We start from the raw sequence: 18,176 nt of genomic DNA, 5'->3' as shown, positions 1-18,176 counted from the left end.
CAACAGAGGCCAGCACCGCGCCTCTGTTGTCGTTTACCGATAAGGGAATCCGTTCAGAACGAATTACTTACCACTTTTTACTTTAGTCCATGCACGGGTACGCGCACGATCCAGTTTCGGATCCTGGACCTTGAGCACAAACAGTTTGGCCATCGCTTCCGGCGTCGGGAAGATACCCGGATTGTTGCGCACATCCGCATTGATCAGCGGCAGCGACGCTTTGTTGCCGTTGGCGTAGTTCATCTTGTTGGAGACGTCGGCAATCACTTTCGGATCCATGATGTAGTTCAGCCACTGATAAGCCGCATCCAGGTTTTTCGCGTCTTTTGGAATGGCCATCATGTCGAAGAACGCCAGCGCGCCCTCTTTCGGTACGCTGTAACCGAGATGGACACCGTTGTTGGCTTTCACCGCGCGATCTTTCGCCTGCAGAATATCGCCAGACCAGCCGATGGCGACGCAGATGTTGCCGTTGGCGAGGTCATTGATGTACTGCGAAGAGTGGAAGTAGCGGATATTCGGCCGCAGCTTCAGCAGCAGATCGGTCGCCGCGCCGGTGTAATCTTTCGCGTCAGAGCTGTTTGGATCTTTGCCGAGGTAGTTCAGCACGGTGGCAAAAATCTCTTCTGGCGCATCGAGGAACGAAACGCCGCAGCTCTTCAGTTTTTCCAGGTTTTCCGGCTTCAGCACCAGATCCCAGCTGTTCACCGGCGCATCGGCGCCCAGTGCCGCTTTGACTTTATCGATGTTATAGCCAATACCGGTGGTGCCCCACAGGTAAGGAATGGCGTATTTGTTACCCGGATCGTGCTGGGCCACTTTCGCCATCAGATCGGGATCGAGGTTTTTATAGTTAGGCAGCTTGCTCTTATCCAGCTCCTGGAACACACCAGACTGCAGCTGACGCGCGAGGAAGCTCGACGACGGTACCACCACGTCATAACCGGTGCTGCCGGCCATCAGTTTGCCTTCCAGCACTTCGTTGGAGTCAAACACGTCGTAGACCACTTTGATGCCGGTCTGCTTTTCAAAATTGGGCACGGTGTCGGCCGAAATATAATCGGACCAGTTATAAACGTGCAGCGTTTTATCCTCTGCCTGAGCGCCCACGGCCGCAGCCATCAGCACACCTGCAACCACACCTGGCAACCATTTTTTTGACTGGTTGATCATGTTTTTCTTCCTCCTGAGCGGGTCATCACAACGCTGCATACACGCGATCCGGTCGTTGCGTTGTCTGTTAAATTACAGCCACACAATGAATCAATATTCAGCGGGAGTTTAATAGCAAAAACCTATAGCTGCGCCGTAGTTGCACGTATCAGACAGCCCCGCAAGAATAGCCCCCCTGATTCCTGCGTGCCAGATCCCAGCTTAAAAAACGCCTTTTTGCGATAAGTTATGCATGTTTCTGCTATGCACTCTGGCACTAGCGGCATAAAGCACGACTAATATCTGGCAATAAAGGGCAAAATGCAGAATAAAAAGTGGTGGGCCTGAAATGAAAACTGCCGCAAAAAGCGGCAGTTAGCAGGAGGGGAAAAATCAGTGCAGCATGCTGTGGCTGCTCACGCTCGGCGGACGCTCCTCGTCTTCGCCCATCATCAGCAGATGATTGGCGAACGCTTCCATGATCACCATCGAAATCCCCTCTTCGCTCTGCTTCATGAAGTGGGTGAACTGACCAAAGGTGATGCCGGCGCTTACGCTGATTGACTGGCAGACGATCAGCTTCGGCAGGTTGTCATCCTGTATATCGATAAAGGCTTTCACCGTGAGCGAACTGGCATTGATTTGTGACAGTTCACCAACCAGCGGGATCAGCGCGGTGGGCTTTACTTCTGCCAGCGCCGAGAAGAGGATAACGTTATCCACCAGGTCGATTTTCGCGTCAAACACCCCGTCAAAATTCTGCATATGCGGCAGATGCAAAGCCTGGCAGGCGTCGCATTCGAACCAGGTGATATTTTGTTGATCCAGCCAGCGACGCAGCATGTCGATGTCAGGAACGACCAGTGAATCCATCGTTGTATCCTGTGGGGTGAATAAATAAGCGCCTTAGCTTACGGAAAAATGGCTGCAGATGCCACGAAAACCGCGCAAAAGCGCGGTTCAGCCCCCGGTTTTCGGACGATAACCGGGACAGGCGTGCTGCTCAATCCAGCGGATCATCATGGCGGCAATGTCTAAACCGGTGCTGCCTTCGATGCCCTCCAGCCCCGGAGAGGCATTGACCTCCATCACCAGCGGACCCCGGTTGGCGCGCAGAATATCCACGCCCGCCACGGCTAACCCCAGTGTCGTGGCCGCTTTGACCGCGATCTCGCGCTCCTGATCGGTAATGGTGACGGCGCGGGCGCTGCCGCCGCGGTGCAAATTAGAGCGGAAATCGCCCTCTTTCGCTTCCCGCTCAATCGCCGCCACCACTTCGTCACCAATCACCAGGCAGCGGATGTCGCGCCCGCGCGCCTCTTTGATGAACTCCTGCACCAGAATATGCGCATTGAGACCGCGAAACGCATCGATCACGCTCTCTGCCGCCTGGCGGGTTTCCGCCAGCACCACGCCGATCCCCTGCGTCCCCTCCACCAGTTTCACCACCAGCGGCGCGCCGCCGACCATGGCGATCACATCCTGCGTATCATCCGGCGACGAGGCAAAGCCGGTAACCGGCATGTCGATGCCTTCGCGCGCCAGCAGCTGCAGCGAGCGCAGCTTGTCGCGTGCGCGGGTAATAGCCACTGACTCGTTGAGCGGATAGCTGCCGAGCATCTCGAACTGACGCAGCACCGCCGTACCGTAAAAGGTGGTGGCGGTGCCGATGCGCGGGATCACCGCGTCGAAATGGCCGAGCGCCTCACCGCGATAGTGCACCGCCGGCGAGTCGGAGTTGATGTTCATGTAGCAGGAGAGCGGATCGATCATCTGCACCTGATGGCCACGCGCTTCCGCGGCTTCACGCAGGCGTTTACAGGAGTAGAGCGCGCCGTCACGGGTGAGAATGGCCATCTTCATTGCAGCGGTCCCTGTGCTTAGCGCGTTGCCCAGCCCTGCTGATGCAGGTAGTCCAGCATGAACGGTCGCGTTTCTTTAATGATCAAACGCTGAATCAGTTCACTCCAGTTTTCCGAGCGCTGATTGCTGTCGCGCTGCTGATAGTAAGCAGTGATTTGCTGGTCATATTGCGCCAGCACTGCTTTATCCAGCGGCTGGTAGCGGTTTTCATGCACCAGCATCGCCTGCGGCATGCGCGGCTTGACGTCCGGTGACGCGTCGGGATGGCCGATGCAGAAGCCAAACAGCGGCAGCACAAACTTCGGCAGCCCCAGCAGCTCCGTCACCTGCGCGATGCTGTTGCGAATGCCGCCAATAAACACGCCGCCTAAACCGAGCGATTCCGCGGCCACCATGGCGTTCTGCGCCATCAGCGCGGTATCGACACAACCCAGCAGCAGCTGTTCGGCACGGCCCAGCTGAGCCTCAGGGCAGATTTGCTGGTGGCGGTTGAAGTCGGCGCAGAACACCCAAAACTCCGCTGCGGCGCTGACCCACGGCTGGCCGCCGGTAAGCTGCACCAGCTGCTCGCGCAGGGCGCGGTCGGTGATACGGACAATGGAGGAACACTGTAAAAAACTGGAGGTCGAGGCCGCCTGCGCCGCAGCGATAATCGCGCTGCGCTGGGCGTCATCAATCCCCTGCTCAGTAAAGGCGCGAATGGAACGGTGGCTGCAAAGCAAATCAATAGTCGGCGTCATAATCCTCTCCGGTTACTTCTTTTTGTGGTTGTGATTGAACAACTGCGGTGCCATCGCCTTTGCGGTGCGCCACATCATCAGCCACGCTGCCGGCAACATCAGCGCAATGCCGAGGAAAAACAGCAGCGTTGCCAGCTGTTTTTTCGCCATGAATGCCGGTGCCGCCAGCCAGTCGTTGACCAGCAGCAGCGCGCCAATCACTGCCAGCACGCCCAGCGCTTCCAGCAGTAGCACGGGTTTGGGCAACGTCGCCAGATTACGCATGGTTCAGAGCTCCTCAGTGTTCATCTGTTTCTGCTGCAGGTGATACCCGAATACTGTAGTACGGCATTGTGACCGGGTATAGACAGCGCGCATTAGAGTAACAGGCAATTTCTGCTTTTCTTAAGCAGGATGGGCGGGCATGATGTGACGCATTATTCACGCTGTGATGTGAGACAAGTCACAAAACAGCAGCGGAAGGAGAGAAGCAATGATTGCAGTGATTTTTGGCCGTTCCAGCTGCCCTTACTGCGTACGAGCAAAAGAGTTAGCCACGAAGTTAACCAGCGAGCGCGACGATTTTAATTATCAGTACGTCGATATCCAGGCGACCGGCATCACCAAAGCCGACCTGGAAGCGCGTGCCGGCAAACCGGTTTCTACCGTGCCGCAGATCTTCCTCGACGACCAGCACATCGGTGGTTACACCGAATTTGCTGCGTGGACCAAAGAAAACCTCGGCATCGAAGCCTGACCTGACGGGCCTGCGGGCCCGTCTTCGCTTCACTCAGCTGGTCCGCATCGCCAGCATAATGCGCAACAGGCGCACCAGCAGCGCACCGCACCCCGCCCAGAATAGTGCACTCAGGCTCCACGCCGTCACCAGCAGCAAGCTGTGCGTCATCGGCATCACCAGCCACACCCACATCATGCCCAGCAGCGTCCCGCCCAGCGCGATCCACAGTGTGCCGATCAGCGGACTGTCCGGCTGCAGCAGCGCCATCACGATGCCCGGCAGCAGAAACAGCAGCAGTTCCGGCTGCCCACGCACCGCCTGCGTCGCGGCGGCGGACCAAAAATGATGTGCAAAAATAAACACCAGCGTATAAAGCATCACGCCCAGAACCGATGCTGGCCAGCGATTATTGCGCTGCAACATACCTCTCCTCAACTTTGACGTTAACAATATTGAAACTTTTAACTGCCCTGATGCGCTTACGTGGAAATAAAAAGAAACAGCTGAAGGCAGAAGGAATGAAAACTGCTGATAGCTGAGGGTGTTAATTATGATTAGAATGGCGCCGCTTTATGTGGGTCACAGATTAAGAACATTCGGTGACCGGGCCGTGCGCTGCCGTCACAAGATAGCGAAAAAACCCCCTCCCATCAACCCGTTACAGGTAAATAAGAAGTTAAACCGTGAACATTAACGTCGCAGAATTGTTAAGCGGAAATGACGTTCTGTTATTATTTGTCGTATTAGCCCTCGGCCTGTGCCTGGGTAAATTACGCCTTGGCTCCGTACAACTCGGTAATTCTATTGGTGTGCTGGTGGTTTCGCTGATTCTGGGTCAGCAACACTTCGCGATAAATACTGACGCCTTAAGTCTGGGCTTTATGCTGTTTATTTTTTGTGTCGGGGTGGAAGCCGGTCCCAACTTTTTCTCCATCTTTTTCCGCGACGGTAAGAACTATTTCTTTCTGGCGATCGTCATGGTGGTCAGCGCCCTGCTGATTGCGCTGACGCTCGGCAAACTGTTTGGCTGGGATATCGGCCTCACCGCCGGCATGCTGGCCGGCTCGATGACCTCAACGCCGGTGCTGGTGGGCGCAGGCGATACGCTGCGGCAAAGCATCAGCGACACGCAGCTGCTGGGTCGCATGCAGGATAACCTCAGCCTGGGTTACGCCCTCACCTATCTGATTGGGCTGGTCAGCCTGATTTTCGGCGCACGCTACCTGCCGCGCCTGCAGCATCAGGATTTGCCGACCTGCGCCCAGCAAATCGCGCGCGAGCGCGGTCTGGATGCGGACAGCCAGCGTAAAGTGTTCCTGCCGGTGATTCGCGCCTACCGCGTTGGTCCGGAGCTGGTTGAGTGGAGCGGCGGCAAAAACCTGCGCGAGCTGGGGATTCACCGTCAGACCGGCTGCTACATTGAGCGCCTGCGGCGTAACGGCATTCTCGCCAGCCCGGACGGTGATGCCGTGCTGCAGCTAGGCGACGAGATTTCCCTGGTGGGCTATCCGGATGCCCATGCGCGTCTCGACGCCAGTTTCCGTAATGGTAAAGAGGTGTTCGATCGCGATCTGCTCGACATGCGCATCGTCACCGAAGAGATCGTGGTGAAAAACCACAATGCGGTGAATAAACGCCTGAGCCATTTAAAACTGACCGATCACGGCTGCTTCCTTAACCGGGTAATTCGCAGCCAGATTGAGATGCCAATCGACGACAGCATTATGCTCAACAAAGGCGATGTGCTGCAGGTGAGCGGCGAAGCGCGCCGGGTGAAAAGCCTGGCCGATCGCATCGGCTTCATTGCTATTCACAGCCAGATGACCGATCTGCTGGCGTTCTGCGCCTTCTTTATCATCGGCCTGATGATCGGCATGATCACCTTCCAGTTCAGCAACTTCAGCTTTGGCCTGGGCAACGCCGCCGGGCTGCTGTTCGCCGGCATCATGCTCGGCTTCCTGCGCGCCAACCACCCGACGTTCGGCTACATCCCGCAGGGCGCACTGACCATGGTGAAAGAGTTTGGCCTGATGGTGTTTATGGCCGGGGTCGGCCTGAGCGCCGGCAGCGGGCTGCAGCACGGTCTCGGCAGTGCGGGCGCGCTGATGCTGCTGAGCGGCCTGCTGGTGAGTCTGTTGCCGGTGGTGATTTGCTATCTGTTCGGCGCTTACGTGCTGCGCATGAACCGTGCGCTGCTGTTTGGTGCCATCATGGGCGCGCGCACCTGCGCACCGGCCATGGAGATCATCAGCGATACCGCGCGCAGCAGCATTCCGGCGCTCGGCTATGCCGGCACCTACGCCATTGCCAACGTCTTGCTGACGCTGGCGGGGACGCTGATCGTCATCATCTGGCCGCTTTTGCCTGTTTAAAAATATTTTTACACGCGTCAGAACTAATCGGACGCGATGCAGTCTGAATAAGTGCCACTGCTTTTCTTTGAAATCCCCAAATTGAGGAGCCCGTTAGCCTTCTGCTAGCGGGTTTTTTTATGCCTGCCGCGCGCGCCCTTAAGGTTTCCCTAAGCGTGATTTGCCACCCTGTGACTCTGGTTTCGCTATTTGCAAATATTCATGCAACTTTCATCAAAGTTAAACACTCCAACAACCCGCAGTGAGATTCGGAGCGCGGCTATTTATTCTCTGTCCGCGCGCTTCTACGCTATCAACCTTATTTTGCTGGCAATTCTGGCGCTGGCGTTTCTGTGGTGGTCGCGCCACGAAAGCCTCGACATCGCCATCAGCCAGCGCTGGTTTGATCCGCTCACCCGGCGTTTTCCGTGGCAGCACAACCGCTGGCTGGATCTGATTAACCATCGGCTGATGAAGGATGTGATTATCGCTGGCGCGGTGCTGCTGTTACTGCGCGGCCTGCAACAGCGCGACGCCCGGCGTGTGCTGGTGGCCCTGCTGTTTGGTATGGGGCCGCTGGTGGTGGGCATGCTGAAGGCGCACAGCGCGCACTCCTGTCCGTGGGATCTGGCGCTGTTCGGCGGCAATGCCGCGAGCTTTCCGCTGCTGGCGGCGGTGCCGGCCAACAGCGGCCCGGGCCAGTGCTTTCCGGGCGGCCATGCTTCCAGCGGCTTTGCGCTGATGGCGCTGTTTTTTTTGTGGTGGCCGGAGCGTCCACGCCGCGCGCTGCTGGCGCTGGCAGTGGGTATCGCCTGTGGCCTGCTGATGGGCTATGGCCAGGTGATGCGTGGTGCGCACTTTTTCTCCCACAATTTGTGGGCGGGCTGGTGGGTGTGGCTCAGCCAGCTGCTGATTTTTGCCGCAATTTCTTTTTGGGTAAACAAGACGAGGACGAGGAAACGTGATGGAAGCTCTTAACCACACCCTCTTTTTATGGATTAACGCCACGCCGGATTCACCCGCGTGGCTGCTCAGCCTGGCGACCTTTATCGCCAAAGATGTGATTGCGATTGTACCGTTGCTGATTGTCGCCCTGTGGCTGTGGGGACCGCGCGATCAGCTGCAGTCGCAGCGCGCGCTGGTGCTGAAAACCGGCATGGCGCTGATTTATGCGCTGAGCATCTCCTGGTGCGTGGGCCAGCTGCTGCCACACCCGCGCCCGTTCGCCATTGGCTTCGGTCATCAGTTCCTGTCACACGCTGCTGATGACTCCTATCCCAGCGATCACGGCACCACGATTTTTACCTTCGCGCTGGCGTTTATTTTCTGGCACCGTCTGTGGTCCGGCGTGGTTTTGCTGGCGATTGGCAGCGCTATTGCCTGGTCACGCGTGTATCTCGGCGTGCACTGGCCGCTGGATATGCTGGGCGGTTTTCTGGTGGGGTTGCTTGGCTGTCTGGCTTCGCATCTGGCGTGGCAGCTGTACGGTCAGCGCATGCTGGCGCTGACGCATCAACTCTACCGCGCCCTGTTCGCGATGCCGATTAAAAAAGGCTGGGTTCGCGGATAAACTCAGCCGGCAGGCGGGTTAGCCACGGGCTGACCCGCGGCCCTGAAATTAACTGAACCACTTACCAAACCAGCCGTTGAATTTCATCATAATGAAATCCCAGATGCGGCCAACAAAGCCGGCTTCCGGTACATCCTCCATCGCCACCAGCGGACGCTGCTCAATGGTTTTGCCATCCAGCTGGAAATCGATAGTGCCCACTACCTGGTTCTTTTTCAGCGGCGCTTCCAGCTGCGGTGCGTTGAGGGTAAAGCTGGCCTTGAGATTTTTCATCTGCCCTTTCGGGATAGTGATCGCCGCATCCTTCGCCACGCCGAGGTTGACCTGGCTGTTTTCGCCAAACCACACGCGCTGCTGGGCAAACGGTTTATCGGCTTTAATCGGCGTAACGGTTTCATAGAAACGGAAGCCCCACGTCAGCAGCTTCTCACTCTCGCGGAAGCGAATGGCATCGGTCTGCGCGCCCAGTACCACCGAAATCAGGCGCATATCGCCGTCCACCGCTGAAGCAACCAGATTATTGCCCGCCCCCGAGGTATGCCCGGTTTTGATGCCGTCAACCTTGAGGTTGCTGCTCCACAGCAGGCGGTTGCGGTTCATCTGTTTGATATTATTGAAGGTAAATTCTTTTTCGCTGTTCAGCGCATACTCTTCCGGCACATCACCAATCAGGCGCTGGCCGATAATCGCCATATCACGAGCGGTGCTGTACTGGCCTTCGGCGTCCAGACCGTGCACCGTCATGAAGTGGGTGTTTTGCAGGCCAAAGGCTTTAACGTAATTGTTCATCAGGCCAATAAAGGCATCCTGACTGCCGGCGACATAATCCGCCAGCGCGATACAGGCATCATTCCCTGACTGAATCACCACGCCCTTATTCAGTTCCGAGACCGGGATGCGATCGCCCGGCTTGAGGAACATCAGCGACGACCCGCGCAGTTTCGGATTGCCGGTGGCCCACGCATCCTGGCCGATGGTCACCATGTCGTTACTGGTGATTTTGCCGGATTTCAGCGCCTGGCCGACCACGTAGCTGGTCATCATTTTGGTCAGACTGGCGGGATCAAGACGCTGGTCGGCATTGGACTCTGCCAGCACTTTGCCGCTGCTGTAGTCCATCAGAATCCAGGCTTTTGCCTCAATCTGCGGTGCCGCGGGTGCCTGCTCGGCCTGAGTGGTGACAGGGACGAAAAGCAACAATAATGAAGTGGCCGCCAGTGGCCGCCAGACTGAAGTCAGGGATGTTTTTCTCATGAGCGTGACCCAATTGTCCTTGTAAAATCACGGATTTGTGCAGGTAAGACATGTCTTACCAAACGCTAACGGTTCACGCCGGTGAAAAAAACCGCCAAACCGTAAAGTTTTTTAGAGTTTGTTAGAGTAACCCTGGCATCAAGGCCGCTGCGCTGCCAGTGCGCGGGCGTCAGGGCAGAGGAAAAATTGCGAGAAATTCCGAATTTTCGCAGAACAGTTAAGCCAGTCACAAAATTCCGCTAACCTGATGCCAGTCAGCCCGAGGAGAATCATGATGGACTTAGCCGTTTTCGATCTGGATGAAACCCTGATTTGTGAAGACAGCACCAGCCTCTGGCTGCGCTGGCTGGTTTCGCAGGGGTTTGCACCGGAAGAGATCATTCGTCAGGAGCAGGCGCTGATGGCGCAATACCACGCCGGCAGCCTGTCGATTGAAGAGTACATGCGCACCACGCTCTCACCGCTCACCGGCATGGCGACGCTCACCGTCGCAGGCTGGGTGCGGCGCTTTATTCATCGCGATATCCTGCCGCGCGTCTTTCCCGCCGCGCGCGAACGCATTCAGTGGCATCAGCAGCGTGGCGACACGGTAATGATTATTACCGCCAGCGGCGATCACCTCGCCGTGCCGATTGCGGAACGGCTGGGCGTACACGGCGCGCTGGCGATTGGCGTGGAAGTGGTCGATGAACGCTACAGCGGTGAGATTTACGGCACCGCCACTTACCGTGAAGGCAAAGTTTCACGACTCAGCGACTGGCGAGCGCTGCAGCAGGATCGACGCTTTGAGCGCACCTGGGCGTACAGCGATTCGATGAACGATCTGCCGCTGCTGTCGCATGCCGATCATGCATGGGTGATTAACCCGGATGCGCTGCTGCAGCAGGAAGCGCAGCAGCGCGGCTGGCAGGTGTGTAACTGGGTGCGCTGATTTAACCCCGCGCGGCGCTGGCGGCCTCCGCCAGCCCGACTTTCAGCAGCTTGCCATTGGCCTCATCGGTCAGCACATACAGATAACCATCCGGCCCCTGGCGAACATCGCGGATGCGTTCGCCACGGTCACCCAGCAGCCGCTGCGCCTCTTCAACCTTCTCGCCGTTAACCCGCAGACGGATCAGACTTTTATCTTTCAGCGCACCGATAAACAGCGAGTTTTTCCACTGGGGAAAGCGCGCGCTATTGTAAAACGCCATGCCGCTGATGGCCGGCGATTGCTGCCAGTAAAACAGCGGTTGCTCAGTGCCGGCAACGGCGCTGCCCTGCGCTTCCGGCACTTTCTGCCCGCTGTAATCAATGCCGTATGTCGCCAGCGGCCAGCCATAATTTTTGCCCTTCGCCGCCAGATTCACCTCATCGCCGCCGCGCGGGCCGTGTTCACTCTCCCACATCTGCTGCGTCCACGGATTGAGCGCCAGCCCCTGCGGGTTGCGCACGCCGTAAGACCAGATTTCCGCGCGTGCGCCCTGACGATGGTTAAACGGATTATCCGCCGGCACCTTGCCGTCCTGCGTCAGGCGGACGATTTTGCCCGACAGTTTGTCCAGCTGCTGCGCGCTGCGGCTGGCAAAGTTATCGCCGAACGCGATGTACAGATAGCCCTGGCGATCAAACGCCAGCCGCGTGCCGATGTTGGCACCGCCGGAGAGTTTCGGCGTTTGCTCCAGCACCACCTTAAAATCCTGCAGCTGACGGAGATCTGCGCTGAGCGTGCCGTAACCCACTACGCCGCCCGCACGGCCGGTGTCATCGGCGGTGGTATAACTGAGCCACACCCGACGGCTTTGCGCGAAGTCCGGCGCCAGCACCACATCCAGCAGACCGCCCTGACGGTTGGCCCACACGTTGGGTACGCCGCTAATCGGCTGCGATAGCCCCCGGCCCGGCTGCCAGCTGCGCAGCTGTCCGGAACGTTCGGTAATCAGCAGGGTTTGCTGGTCGGGCAGAAACGCCACTGACCACGGATGATCGAGCTTGTCCTGTAACACCTGCACCTGGACATCGGCCGCCAGCGCGGTAAAGGAACCGCTGAGCGCGCCAGCCAGCAGCGCAACACGCCATAAACGCATGGGATTCTCCTTTTCACAGTCTGCCGTTAAGGGTAGTCAGCCAGTAAGAAAGGATGTGCAGGATTTACAAAACATTAAGCCCGGCGCAGTGGCCGGGCTTGTAACAGGCAGGATTATTCGAAGCAGGTTTCCGGGTTTTCTGACAGTGAAATGAAGGATTCACCGCCTTTGGTCAGCGCAATAATGCCGCCGCTTTCAATATCATAAACCCAGCCGTGCAGGCGCAGCTTGCCTTTGCGCAGCGCGACCGAAACGGAAGGATGCGTTTTGATATTGTTGAGCTGGGCAATCACGTTCTCTTTCACCATTTCGTTGAGGCGTTTCTCAACTGATTCGTAGTTGCGCTCTTCCACCACCGCTTTTGCCGCATTGGCGTAGTGCAGCCAGTGATCAACCGCCGGCATGCTCTCGAGATCGGCGTTGGACGCAATCGCGTTCATCGCACCGCAGTTGGAGTGGCCACAAATGATAATTTCGGTTACGCCCAGCGCGACCACCGCGTACTCGATGGTTGCTGACACGCCACCCGGCTCCGGACCAAACGGCGGGACGATGTTACCAGCGTTACGGATCACAAACAGCTGGCCCGGCTCCGACTGTGTCACCAGCTCTGGCACCAGACGGCTATCCGAACAGGAGATGAATAAAGCTTTAGGATTCTGGTTGGACGCCAGACTCTTGAAAAGATCCTTCCTTTCAGGAAACACATTCTGTTGAAAATTCAGAAAACCTTTGACGATCTCTTGCATTTGTCTGCTCTCACATTATCCACTTCAGCCCCGGCAGAGAGAAACTCACCGCTGGCGCGCTTTAAAATTCTGTAATGTCGATAATAACTTACAATTACCAACCCGATATTTAAGCAAAATCGACCCGCTTGCACAACCCGGATGTCCGCCATGCTCACTAAGCGTACACCAAACAAAATGTTGCGCCAGGTAAACGCCCTGCCCATATATATAAGATTATTAGATTGACAATATTAGATTTACTCTTTATTTTCTAATTATCCCTTGCAGGGATGGCAGGTGAAAAGAGGTGCATTGTGGTTGAAGTATCCTGGTCTAAACGTGCCCTGAAACACCTGATGAAGATCGACAAACGCTATCAAAAAAGCATCTTTGAAAAGACATCCCAGCTGATCGCCTTTCCGGCCGTCGCACTGGACATCAGGAAGCTGCAGCAGAGTGATAATCGTTACCGTCTGCGGGTGGGCGATTATCGGGTTATCTTTGCGTTGATAGAGGGAGAGCCTGTCGTTCTTGAGATTGTAGAAGTTGCACGCAGAACCTCTCATACTTACTGATACTCTGCGGGGGAAACCCCGCAGCTATGCACCTGATGACATTGGCCGCGACCTGACGCTACCCGGATAACGTATGTCAAAACAGTATATTTATGATGAAGCAGGCGAACCGCAATTCGTGGTTCTGCCTGTCGCGGAGTATGAAAAGCTGCTTTCAGATGCGGAAAGCAACTGGACAACCCTCGCAATTGAAGCGGATGAACATGATGATGAAACCGTGCCACATGACGTGGTTGGCATTATGCTCAGCCAGGATATCAGTCTGCAGGCGGCCTGGCGTGTTTACCGTAACCTCTCGCAGCAGTATGTTGCCGAACAATTAGGGACCACGCAAAGTGCAATTTCCCAACTGGAACGCAAAGAGAGTAAACCACAGAAAAAAACGCGCGAGCGCTTAGCCCGACTCTACAGCTGCCGTCCGGAACAATTATTGCTGTAATTCCCCCGGCCACCGTTTGCGTGGCCTTTTTCTCTGATTTCGACAGCGCTTCCCTATACATTTTCCCCGTCAACCTCTGTACAATCGCGCTCCTGTCCACCTTAATTATGATGAATTTTTATCCTTATGAGCCATGTCAAAAATCCGCCGCGTGTAGGCTTCGTCTCTCTCGGCTGCCCAAAAAACCTCGTTGACTCTGAACGCATCCTGACGGAGCTGCGGACAGAAGGCTACGACGTGGTGCCACGCTACGATGATGCGGAGATCGTCATTGTTAACACCTGTGGATTTATTGACAGTGCCGTACAGGAATCACTGGAAGCGATTGGTGAAGCGCTGAACGAAAACGGCAAAGTGATCGTCACCGGCTGCCTCGGCGCCAAAGTGGATCAGATTCGCGAAGTGCATCCGAAAGTGCTGGAGATCACCGGCCCGCACAGCTACGAGCAGGTGCTGTCGCACGTGCACACTTACGTGCCAAAACCCGAGCACAACCCGTTCCTCAGCCTGGTGCCGGAACAGGGCGTGAAACTGACGCCGCGCCACTACGCTTACCTGAAAATTTCCGAAGGCTGTAACCATCGCTGCACTTTCTGCATCATCCCGTCAATGCGTGGCGATCTGGACAGCCGTCCGATTGGCGCGGTACTTGATGAAGCTAAACGTCTGGTGGAAGCGGGCGTAAAAGAGCTGCTGGTGATCTCACAGGACACCTCCGCGTACGGCGTCGATGTTAAACATCGCACCGGTTTCTGGAACGGTTCGCCGGTGAAAACCAGCATGGTCAGCCTGTGTGAGCAGCTGGCGAAACTCGGCGTCTGGGTGCGTCTGCACTACGTTTATCCGTATCCGCACGTGGATGACGTGATCCCGCTGATGGCCGAAGGCAAAATCCTGCCTTACCTCGATATTCCACTGCAGCACGCCAGCCCGCGCATCCTGAAGCTGATGAAGCGTCCGGGCGCGGTTGAGCGCACGCTGGAGCGCATCAAACGCTGGCGTGAAATCTGTCCGGAGCTGACGCTGCGTTCCACCTTCATCGTGGGTTTCCCGGGCGAAACCGAAGAAGATTTCCAGATGCTGCTCGACTTCCTGCGTGAAGCGCGCCTCGATCGCGTTGGCTGCTTCCAGTACAGCCCGGTTGAAGGCGCCACGGCTAACCAGCTGCCGGATCAGGTTCCGGACGACGTCAAGCAGGCGCGTTTTGACCGCTTCATGCAGTTGCAGCAGCAGATCTCCGCAGAGCGTCTGCAGGAGAAAATCGGTCGCGAGATTCTGGTGATCATTGATGAAGTGGATGAAGAAGGCGCGGTCGGCCGCAGCATGGCCGACGCCCCGGAAATCGACGGTGCGGTCTATCTGAATGGCGATCGCCAGGTGAAGGTCGGCGAGGTGGTGCGGGTCAAAGTCGAACACGCCGACGAATACGACCTGTGGGGCACGCGCGTTTAACCGTACTTTTGCTGGTGCGCTTTTTTGCGCGCCAGATAATCGTTATCGGCGCGCAGCCGGTCCCAGCACGCTTTGAATACGGCCGCCGCAGCGGCCTTTTCTTTTTCTACCGTCCGCGGCAGCTCTTTGCCGTCAGCACCGTATTTCCGTCCGCCCTGATGATTGCTGTAGCGGCGCGCGCGGGTGTAGCCCATCTGAATAAATTTGCGCGCCATATCCATACCGACAAAATCATCCTGCGCGCGATACGCCTCGAACAGCTGCATGATTTTTTCTGATGACTGCTGCGCCAGCTCGACGGTGCGAAAGCGCCAGTGCGGCAGAATTTCGCTCTTATAAGGTTCCACCATCAGCACCCCCTGCTCGCCGCGCCCGACCTGATACAGCTCCGGATGCTGACGGAAGTCGAGCTGTTTAAAATCCTGCTGGTAATTGAAGGGTTTCATCCCCTGGCCTCCTGTCCGTAACCATTACTGCGGTGAATTATTTCGCTGCCGCACTTTAGTGATGCTTTTTTCCACCGATAACATAACTACCGGCTCATTTGCTAAGAGATGCTCACATGTTCAACAAGATGAAAATTGTGACCGCCATTGTGGTTATTCTGGTGGTATTCACAGCCATGCAGGCCATATCCGGCTCGCTCTTTTTCTCCTCGCTGCGTGCGGGACAACATAATTTCACCGCCAGCAATCAGTTGTCTCATCAGCAGCGCGAGCTGGGCGACGGCTGGCAAACGCTGGTGAAAACCCGCGTCACCATCAACCGCGTGGCGATCCGTATTCTGAAAAATCAGACCGACGAGCAGTCGCTGGCGGCGATCAACAAGCTGCTGCTGGCAGCCGGTGCCTCGCTGGAAGCGGCGCAGCAGCACTTCAATCAGTATAGAAGCTATCCGCGCATCGACGGCCAGAGTGCGTCGACCGCCGATCTGATCGACAATAAATTCAAAGCGTTTGCCGCGCTGCTGCAGCAGTCCGCCGTGTTTCTGAAAGCCAATAACTACGCGGCCTACGGCAATCTCGATGCGCAGCAGGCGCAGGATGAACTGGAACAGGCTTATCAGCAGTGGCGCGATGAAAACATGCAGCTGATCAATCAGCGCAGCCTGCAAAATGACAGCAACTATCAGCAGGTGCTAATCATGATTGCCGTCATCGCGCTGGTGGTGGTGCTGATGGTGGCGGCGGTATGGACGCTGGTACGCCGCGTGCTGCTGGCACCGATGCAGCAGGTGCAGCAGCAGATCGAGCGCTTTGCCGAAGGCGATTTGTCAGCCAGCCTGCAGGTGGCAGGCCGCAGTGAAATGGCGGCCATTGCCGCCAGCCTGAACCATATGCAGCAGGCGCTGCTTGGTACCATTAATAACGTGCGCGACAGCGCGGATGCCATTTTTGGCAGCGCCAGCGCCATCGCCAACGGTAATAACGATCTCTCGGCGCGGACCGAACAGCAGGCTGCCTCACTGGAAGAGACCGCCGCCAGCATGGAACAGCTGACCGCGACCGTGAAGCAGAATGCTGACAACGCGCGTCAGGCCACGCAGCTGGCGAAAACCGCGTCGGACACCGCCGATAAAGGCGGTAACGTGGTGGAAGGTGTGGTGAAAACCATGCGTGACATTGCGGACAGCTCGAAGAAAATCGCCGACATTACCAGCGTCATCGACGGTATCGCTTTCCAGACCAACATTCTGGCGCTTAACGCCGCGGTAGAAGCGGCGCGTGCCGGTGAGCAGGGGCGCGGCTTTGCAGTGGTGGCGGGCGAAGTGCGCAACCTGGCCCAGCGCAGCGCGCAGGCGGCGAAAGAGATCAAACTGCTGATTGAAAACTCCGTACAACGCGTGGACCTCGGTTCGCAGCAGGTCAGCAGCGCTGGCGATACCATGCAGGAGATTGTCAGCGCGGTGACGCGCGTCACCGACATTATGGGTGAGATTGCCTCGGCTTCCGATGAGCAAAGCCGCGGTATCGACCAGATTGGCCAGGCGGTAAATGAGATGGATCGCGTGACGCAGCAGAACGCCACGCTGGTGCAGGAATCGGCCAGCGCCTCGGCATCGCTGGAGCAGCAGGCCAGCCGATTGTCATCGGCGGTGGCACGGTTCAACACCGGCGCGCGCCCGCACGCTGCGGTAACCGAGCGGATGGTGAAACCGGTGGTGCCCGCCCCGACCCGCGCCCTGCCCGCGGCGGTGAGCCACGGTAACGATAACTGGGAAACGTTTTGATGCGCTGAAGTGTTAATAAAATCAGTGGCCTGATTAAGAGTCATGCGCCAGGCATTGCAGTTATCGTAGCGGCGCAATTTATTGCGCGATGAATCGCGCCGCTACAACTGCAATGCGGTGTTCACCCTCAGCTCTTCAGTTTCGGGTCCAGCGCATCGCGCAGGCCGTCGCCCAGCAGATTGAACGCCAGCACGGTGAGAAAAATCGCCAGGCTGGGGAAGATCGCCACGTGCGGCGCAATCACCATATCGGCGCGCGCTTCGTTGAGCATCGCGCCCCACTCCGGCGTCGGCGGCTGCGCGCCCAGGCCGAGAAAGGACAGGCTGGCGGCGGTGATGATCGAGGTACCGATACGCATGGTGAAATAGACCACAATCGACGATACCGTACCGGGCAAAATGTGACGCATGATAATGGTCCAGTCGGAGGCACCAATACTGCGCGCCGACTCGATATAGGTCTGATGTTTCAGCACCAGCGTATTGCCACGCACCAGACGGGCAAATGCCGGAATACTGAAAATCGCCACCGCCACAATCACATTGCTCATGCCGCTGCCCATGATCGCCACCACCGCGATCGCCAGCAGGATGCCGGGAAACGCAAACAACACATCGCAGATGCGCATGGTGATGCGATCCCACCAGCCTTCGTAATAGCCCGCCAGCAGCCCCAGCACGGTGCCGATCACCGTGCCAATCGCCACCGAGAAGAAGCCAGCGATCAGCGAAATGCGCGTGCCGACCAGCACCCGACTGAAGATATCGCGTCCAAGTGAATCGACGCCAAACAGATGCATCCACGACGGACCTTCGTTGAGCCGGTCGTAGTCAAAATAGTTTTCCGCATCAAACGGGGCGATCCACGGGGCGATAAACGCCACCACAATCAGCAGCAGTACAAATGCGCCCGCCAGCAGCGCCACATGCTGACGGCGAAAGCGCCGCCAGAATTCACGCCACGGCGTGCGAACCCGGTTTTCCGTCATCAGCGGCAGGGATTTCAGTGCCGCCTCGCGTCGCCAGTTCTTCAATT

The 18,176-nt window shown here is 57.1% G+C and carries 20 protein-coding genes; 9 read left to right on the top strand and 11 right to left on the bottom strand.

Translation table 11 applies throughout. From position 1 onward, the window contains the following. Positions 1–63: 63 nt before the first annotated feature. From potF to C1Y42_RS02450, 5 genes are all read right to left on the bottom strand, one after another. A complete protein-coding gene (gene potF, locus C1Y42_RS02470) occupies positions 64–1,173 on the bottom strand; it encodes a spermidine/putrescine ABC transporter substrate-binding protein PotF (RefSeq protein ID WP_021508381.1) in 1,110 nt (369 codons plus the stop codon). Between the two features lie 372 nt (positions 1,174–1,545). Continuing rightward, complete coding sequence (locus tag C1Y42_RS02465; protein WP_021508382.1) at positions 1,546–2,025, bottom strand: YbjN domain-containing protein; 480 nt, start codon at positions 2,023–2,025, stop codon at positions 1,546–1,548. 87 nt (positions 2,026–2,112) lie between these two features. Further along, positions 2,113–3,015 (bottom strand): 30S ribosomal protein S6--L-glutamate ligase, encoded by a 903-nt coding sequence (gene rimK / locus C1Y42_RS02460; protein WP_021508383.1) that lies wholly within the window; start codon positions 3,013–3,015, stop codon positions 2,113–2,115. 17 nt (positions 3,016–3,032) lie between these two features. After that, positions 3,033–3,755: an oxygen-insensitive NADPH nitroreductase gene (nfsA, locus tag C1Y42_RS02455; protein WP_021508384.1), complete on the bottom strand. Its 723-nt coding sequence runs from the start codon at positions 3,753–3,755 to the stop codon at positions 3,033–3,035. Between the two features lie 12 nt (positions 3,756–3,767). Continuing rightward, positions 3,768–4,019, bottom strand: a complete 252-nt coding sequence (locus tag C1Y42_RS02450; protein ID WP_104092754.1) for a DUF1418 family protein — start codon at positions 4,017–4,019, stop codon at positions 3,768–3,770. Between the two features lie 208 nt (positions 4,020–4,227). On the opposite strand from C1Y42_RS02450, the gene C1Y42_RS02445 reads away from it, so the two are divergent. Beyond that, on the top strand, positions 4,228–4,491 hold the full coding sequence (locus tag C1Y42_RS02445; protein ID WP_010618314.1) for a GrxA family glutaredoxin: 264 nt from the start codon (positions 4,228–4,230) through the stop codon (positions 4,489–4,491). Positions 4,492–4,524: 33 nt separating this feature from the next. Here C1Y42_RS02445 and ybjM read toward each other — a convergent pair whose 3' ends face one another. Beyond that, positions 4,525–4,896 (bottom strand): inner membrane protein YbjM, encoded by a 372-nt coding sequence (gene ybjM, locus C1Y42_RS02440; protein WP_021508386.1) that lies wholly within the window; start codon positions 4,894–4,896, stop codon positions 4,525–4,527. Between the two features lie 260 nt (positions 4,897–5,156). Between ybjM and C1Y42_RS02435 the strand changes: the two genes are divergently transcribed. From C1Y42_RS02435 to ybjG, 3 genes are all read left to right on the top strand, one after another. Beyond that, complete coding sequence (locus C1Y42_RS02435) at positions 5,157–6,845, top strand: aspartate:alanine antiporter (protein ID WP_021508387.1); 1,689 nt, start codon at positions 5,157–5,159, stop codon at positions 6,843–6,845. Between the two features lie 201 nt (positions 6,846–7,046). Further along, positions 7,047–7,802, top strand: a complete 756-nt coding sequence (locus C1Y42_RS02430; RefSeq protein WP_072209945.1) for a phosphatase PAP2 family protein — start codon at positions 7,047–7,049, stop codon at positions 7,800–7,802. After that, positions 7,789–8,394, top strand: coding sequence for an undecaprenyl-diphosphate phosphatase (ybjG, locus tag C1Y42_RS02425; RefSeq protein WP_021508389.1), 606 nt, complete (start codon positions 7,789–7,791; stop codon positions 8,392–8,394). The genes C1Y42_RS02430 and ybjG overlap by 14 nt, the downstream gene beginning before the upstream one ends. A 48-nt stretch (positions 8,395–8,442) precedes the next feature. Here ybjG and C1Y42_RS02420 read toward each other — a convergent pair whose 3' ends face one another. Next, entirely contained in the window at positions 8,443–9,648 is a 1,206-nt protein-coding gene (locus tag C1Y42_RS02420) for a serine hydrolase (protein WP_104092753.1), read from the bottom strand. A 274-nt stretch (positions 9,649–9,922) separates the two neighbouring features. Here C1Y42_RS02420 and C1Y42_RS02415 point away from each other — a divergent pair, with 274 nt between their 5' ends. Continuing rightward, on the top strand, positions 9,923–10,579 hold the full coding sequence (locus C1Y42_RS02415; protein WP_021508391.1) for an HAD family phosphatase: 657 nt from the start codon (positions 9,923–9,925) through the stop codon (positions 10,577–10,579). Position 10,580: 1 nt separating this feature from the next. On the opposite strand, the gene C1Y42_RS02410 is transcribed toward C1Y42_RS02415, so the two are convergent. Beyond that, positions 10,581–11,714 carry a PQQ-dependent sugar dehydrogenase gene (locus tag C1Y42_RS02410; RefSeq protein ID WP_104092752.1) on the bottom strand — a complete coding sequence of 378 codons (1,134 nt, stop codon included), beginning with the start codon at positions 11,712–11,714 and terminating at the stop codon, positions 10,581–10,583. 113 nt (positions 11,715–11,827) lie between these two features. Then, positions 11,828–12,463: a carbonic anhydrase gene (locus tag C1Y42_RS02405; protein WP_021508393.1), complete on the bottom strand. Its 636-nt coding sequence runs from the start codon at positions 12,461–12,463 to the stop codon at positions 11,828–11,830. A 296-nt stretch (positions 12,464–12,759) separates the two neighbouring features. On the opposite strand from C1Y42_RS02405, the gene C1Y42_RS02400 reads away from it, so the two are divergent. The 3 genes from C1Y42_RS02400 to rimO all read left to right on the top strand — a co-directional run bounded on the left by C1Y42_RS02400 (position 12,760) and on the right by rimO (position 14,911). Next, positions 12,760–13,020 (top strand): type II toxin-antitoxin system RelE/ParE family toxin, encoded by a 261-nt coding sequence (locus tag C1Y42_RS02400; RefSeq protein ID WP_031279864.1) that lies wholly within the window; start codon positions 12,760–12,762, stop codon positions 13,018–13,020. 73 nt (positions 13,021–13,093) lie between these two features. Continuing rightward, on the top strand, positions 13,094–13,459 hold the full coding sequence (locus C1Y42_RS02395; protein WP_021508395.1) for a helix-turn-helix domain-containing protein: 366 nt from the start codon (positions 13,094–13,096) through the stop codon (positions 13,457–13,459). 126 nt (positions 13,460–13,585) lie between these two features. Next, positions 13,586–14,911 carry a 30S ribosomal protein S12 methylthiotransferase RimO gene (gene rimO, locus C1Y42_RS02390; protein ID WP_021508396.1) on the top strand — a complete coding sequence of 442 codons (1,326 nt, stop codon included), beginning with the start codon at positions 13,586–13,588 and terminating at the stop codon, positions 14,909–14,911. Here rimO and C1Y42_RS02385 read toward each other — a convergent pair. Then, the gene (locus C1Y42_RS02385; RefSeq protein ID WP_021508397.1) at positions 14,908–15,357 is read right to left on the bottom strand and encodes a DUF4385 domain-containing protein; all 450 of its coding nucleotides are present in this window, start codon (positions 15,355–15,357) and stop codon (positions 14,908–14,910) included. The two genes, rimO and C1Y42_RS02385, sit on opposite strands and share 4 nt — an antisense overlap. A 116-nt stretch (positions 15,358–15,473) precedes the next feature. Here C1Y42_RS02385 and C1Y42_RS02380 point away from each other — a divergent pair, with 116 nt between their 5' ends. Continuing rightward, positions 15,474–17,141, top strand: a complete 1,668-nt coding sequence (locus C1Y42_RS02380) for a methyl-accepting chemotaxis protein (RefSeq protein ID WP_104092751.1) — start codon at positions 15,474–15,476, stop codon at positions 17,139–17,141. A 127-nt stretch (positions 17,142–17,268) separates the two neighbouring features. Here C1Y42_RS02380 and gsiD read toward each other — a convergent pair whose 3' ends face one another. Further along, positions 17,269–18,174 carry a glutathione ABC transporter permease GsiD gene (gene gsiD / locus C1Y42_RS02375; RefSeq protein ID WP_058757796.1) on the bottom strand — a complete coding sequence of 302 codons (906 nt, stop codon included), beginning with the start codon at positions 18,172–18,174 and terminating at the stop codon, positions 17,269–17,271. Positions 18,175–18,176 lie beyond the last annotated feature (2 nt).

This window comes from Pantoea sp. ICBG 985, from assembly GCF_002928365.1.
Taxonomy (GTDB): Bacteria; Pseudomonadota; Gammaproteobacteria; order Enterobacterales; family Enterobacteriaceae; genus Pantoea; species Pantoea dispersa.
Note: the sequence above shows the minus strand (reverse complement) of the source record. Positions and strands in the feature narration are given on the sequence as shown.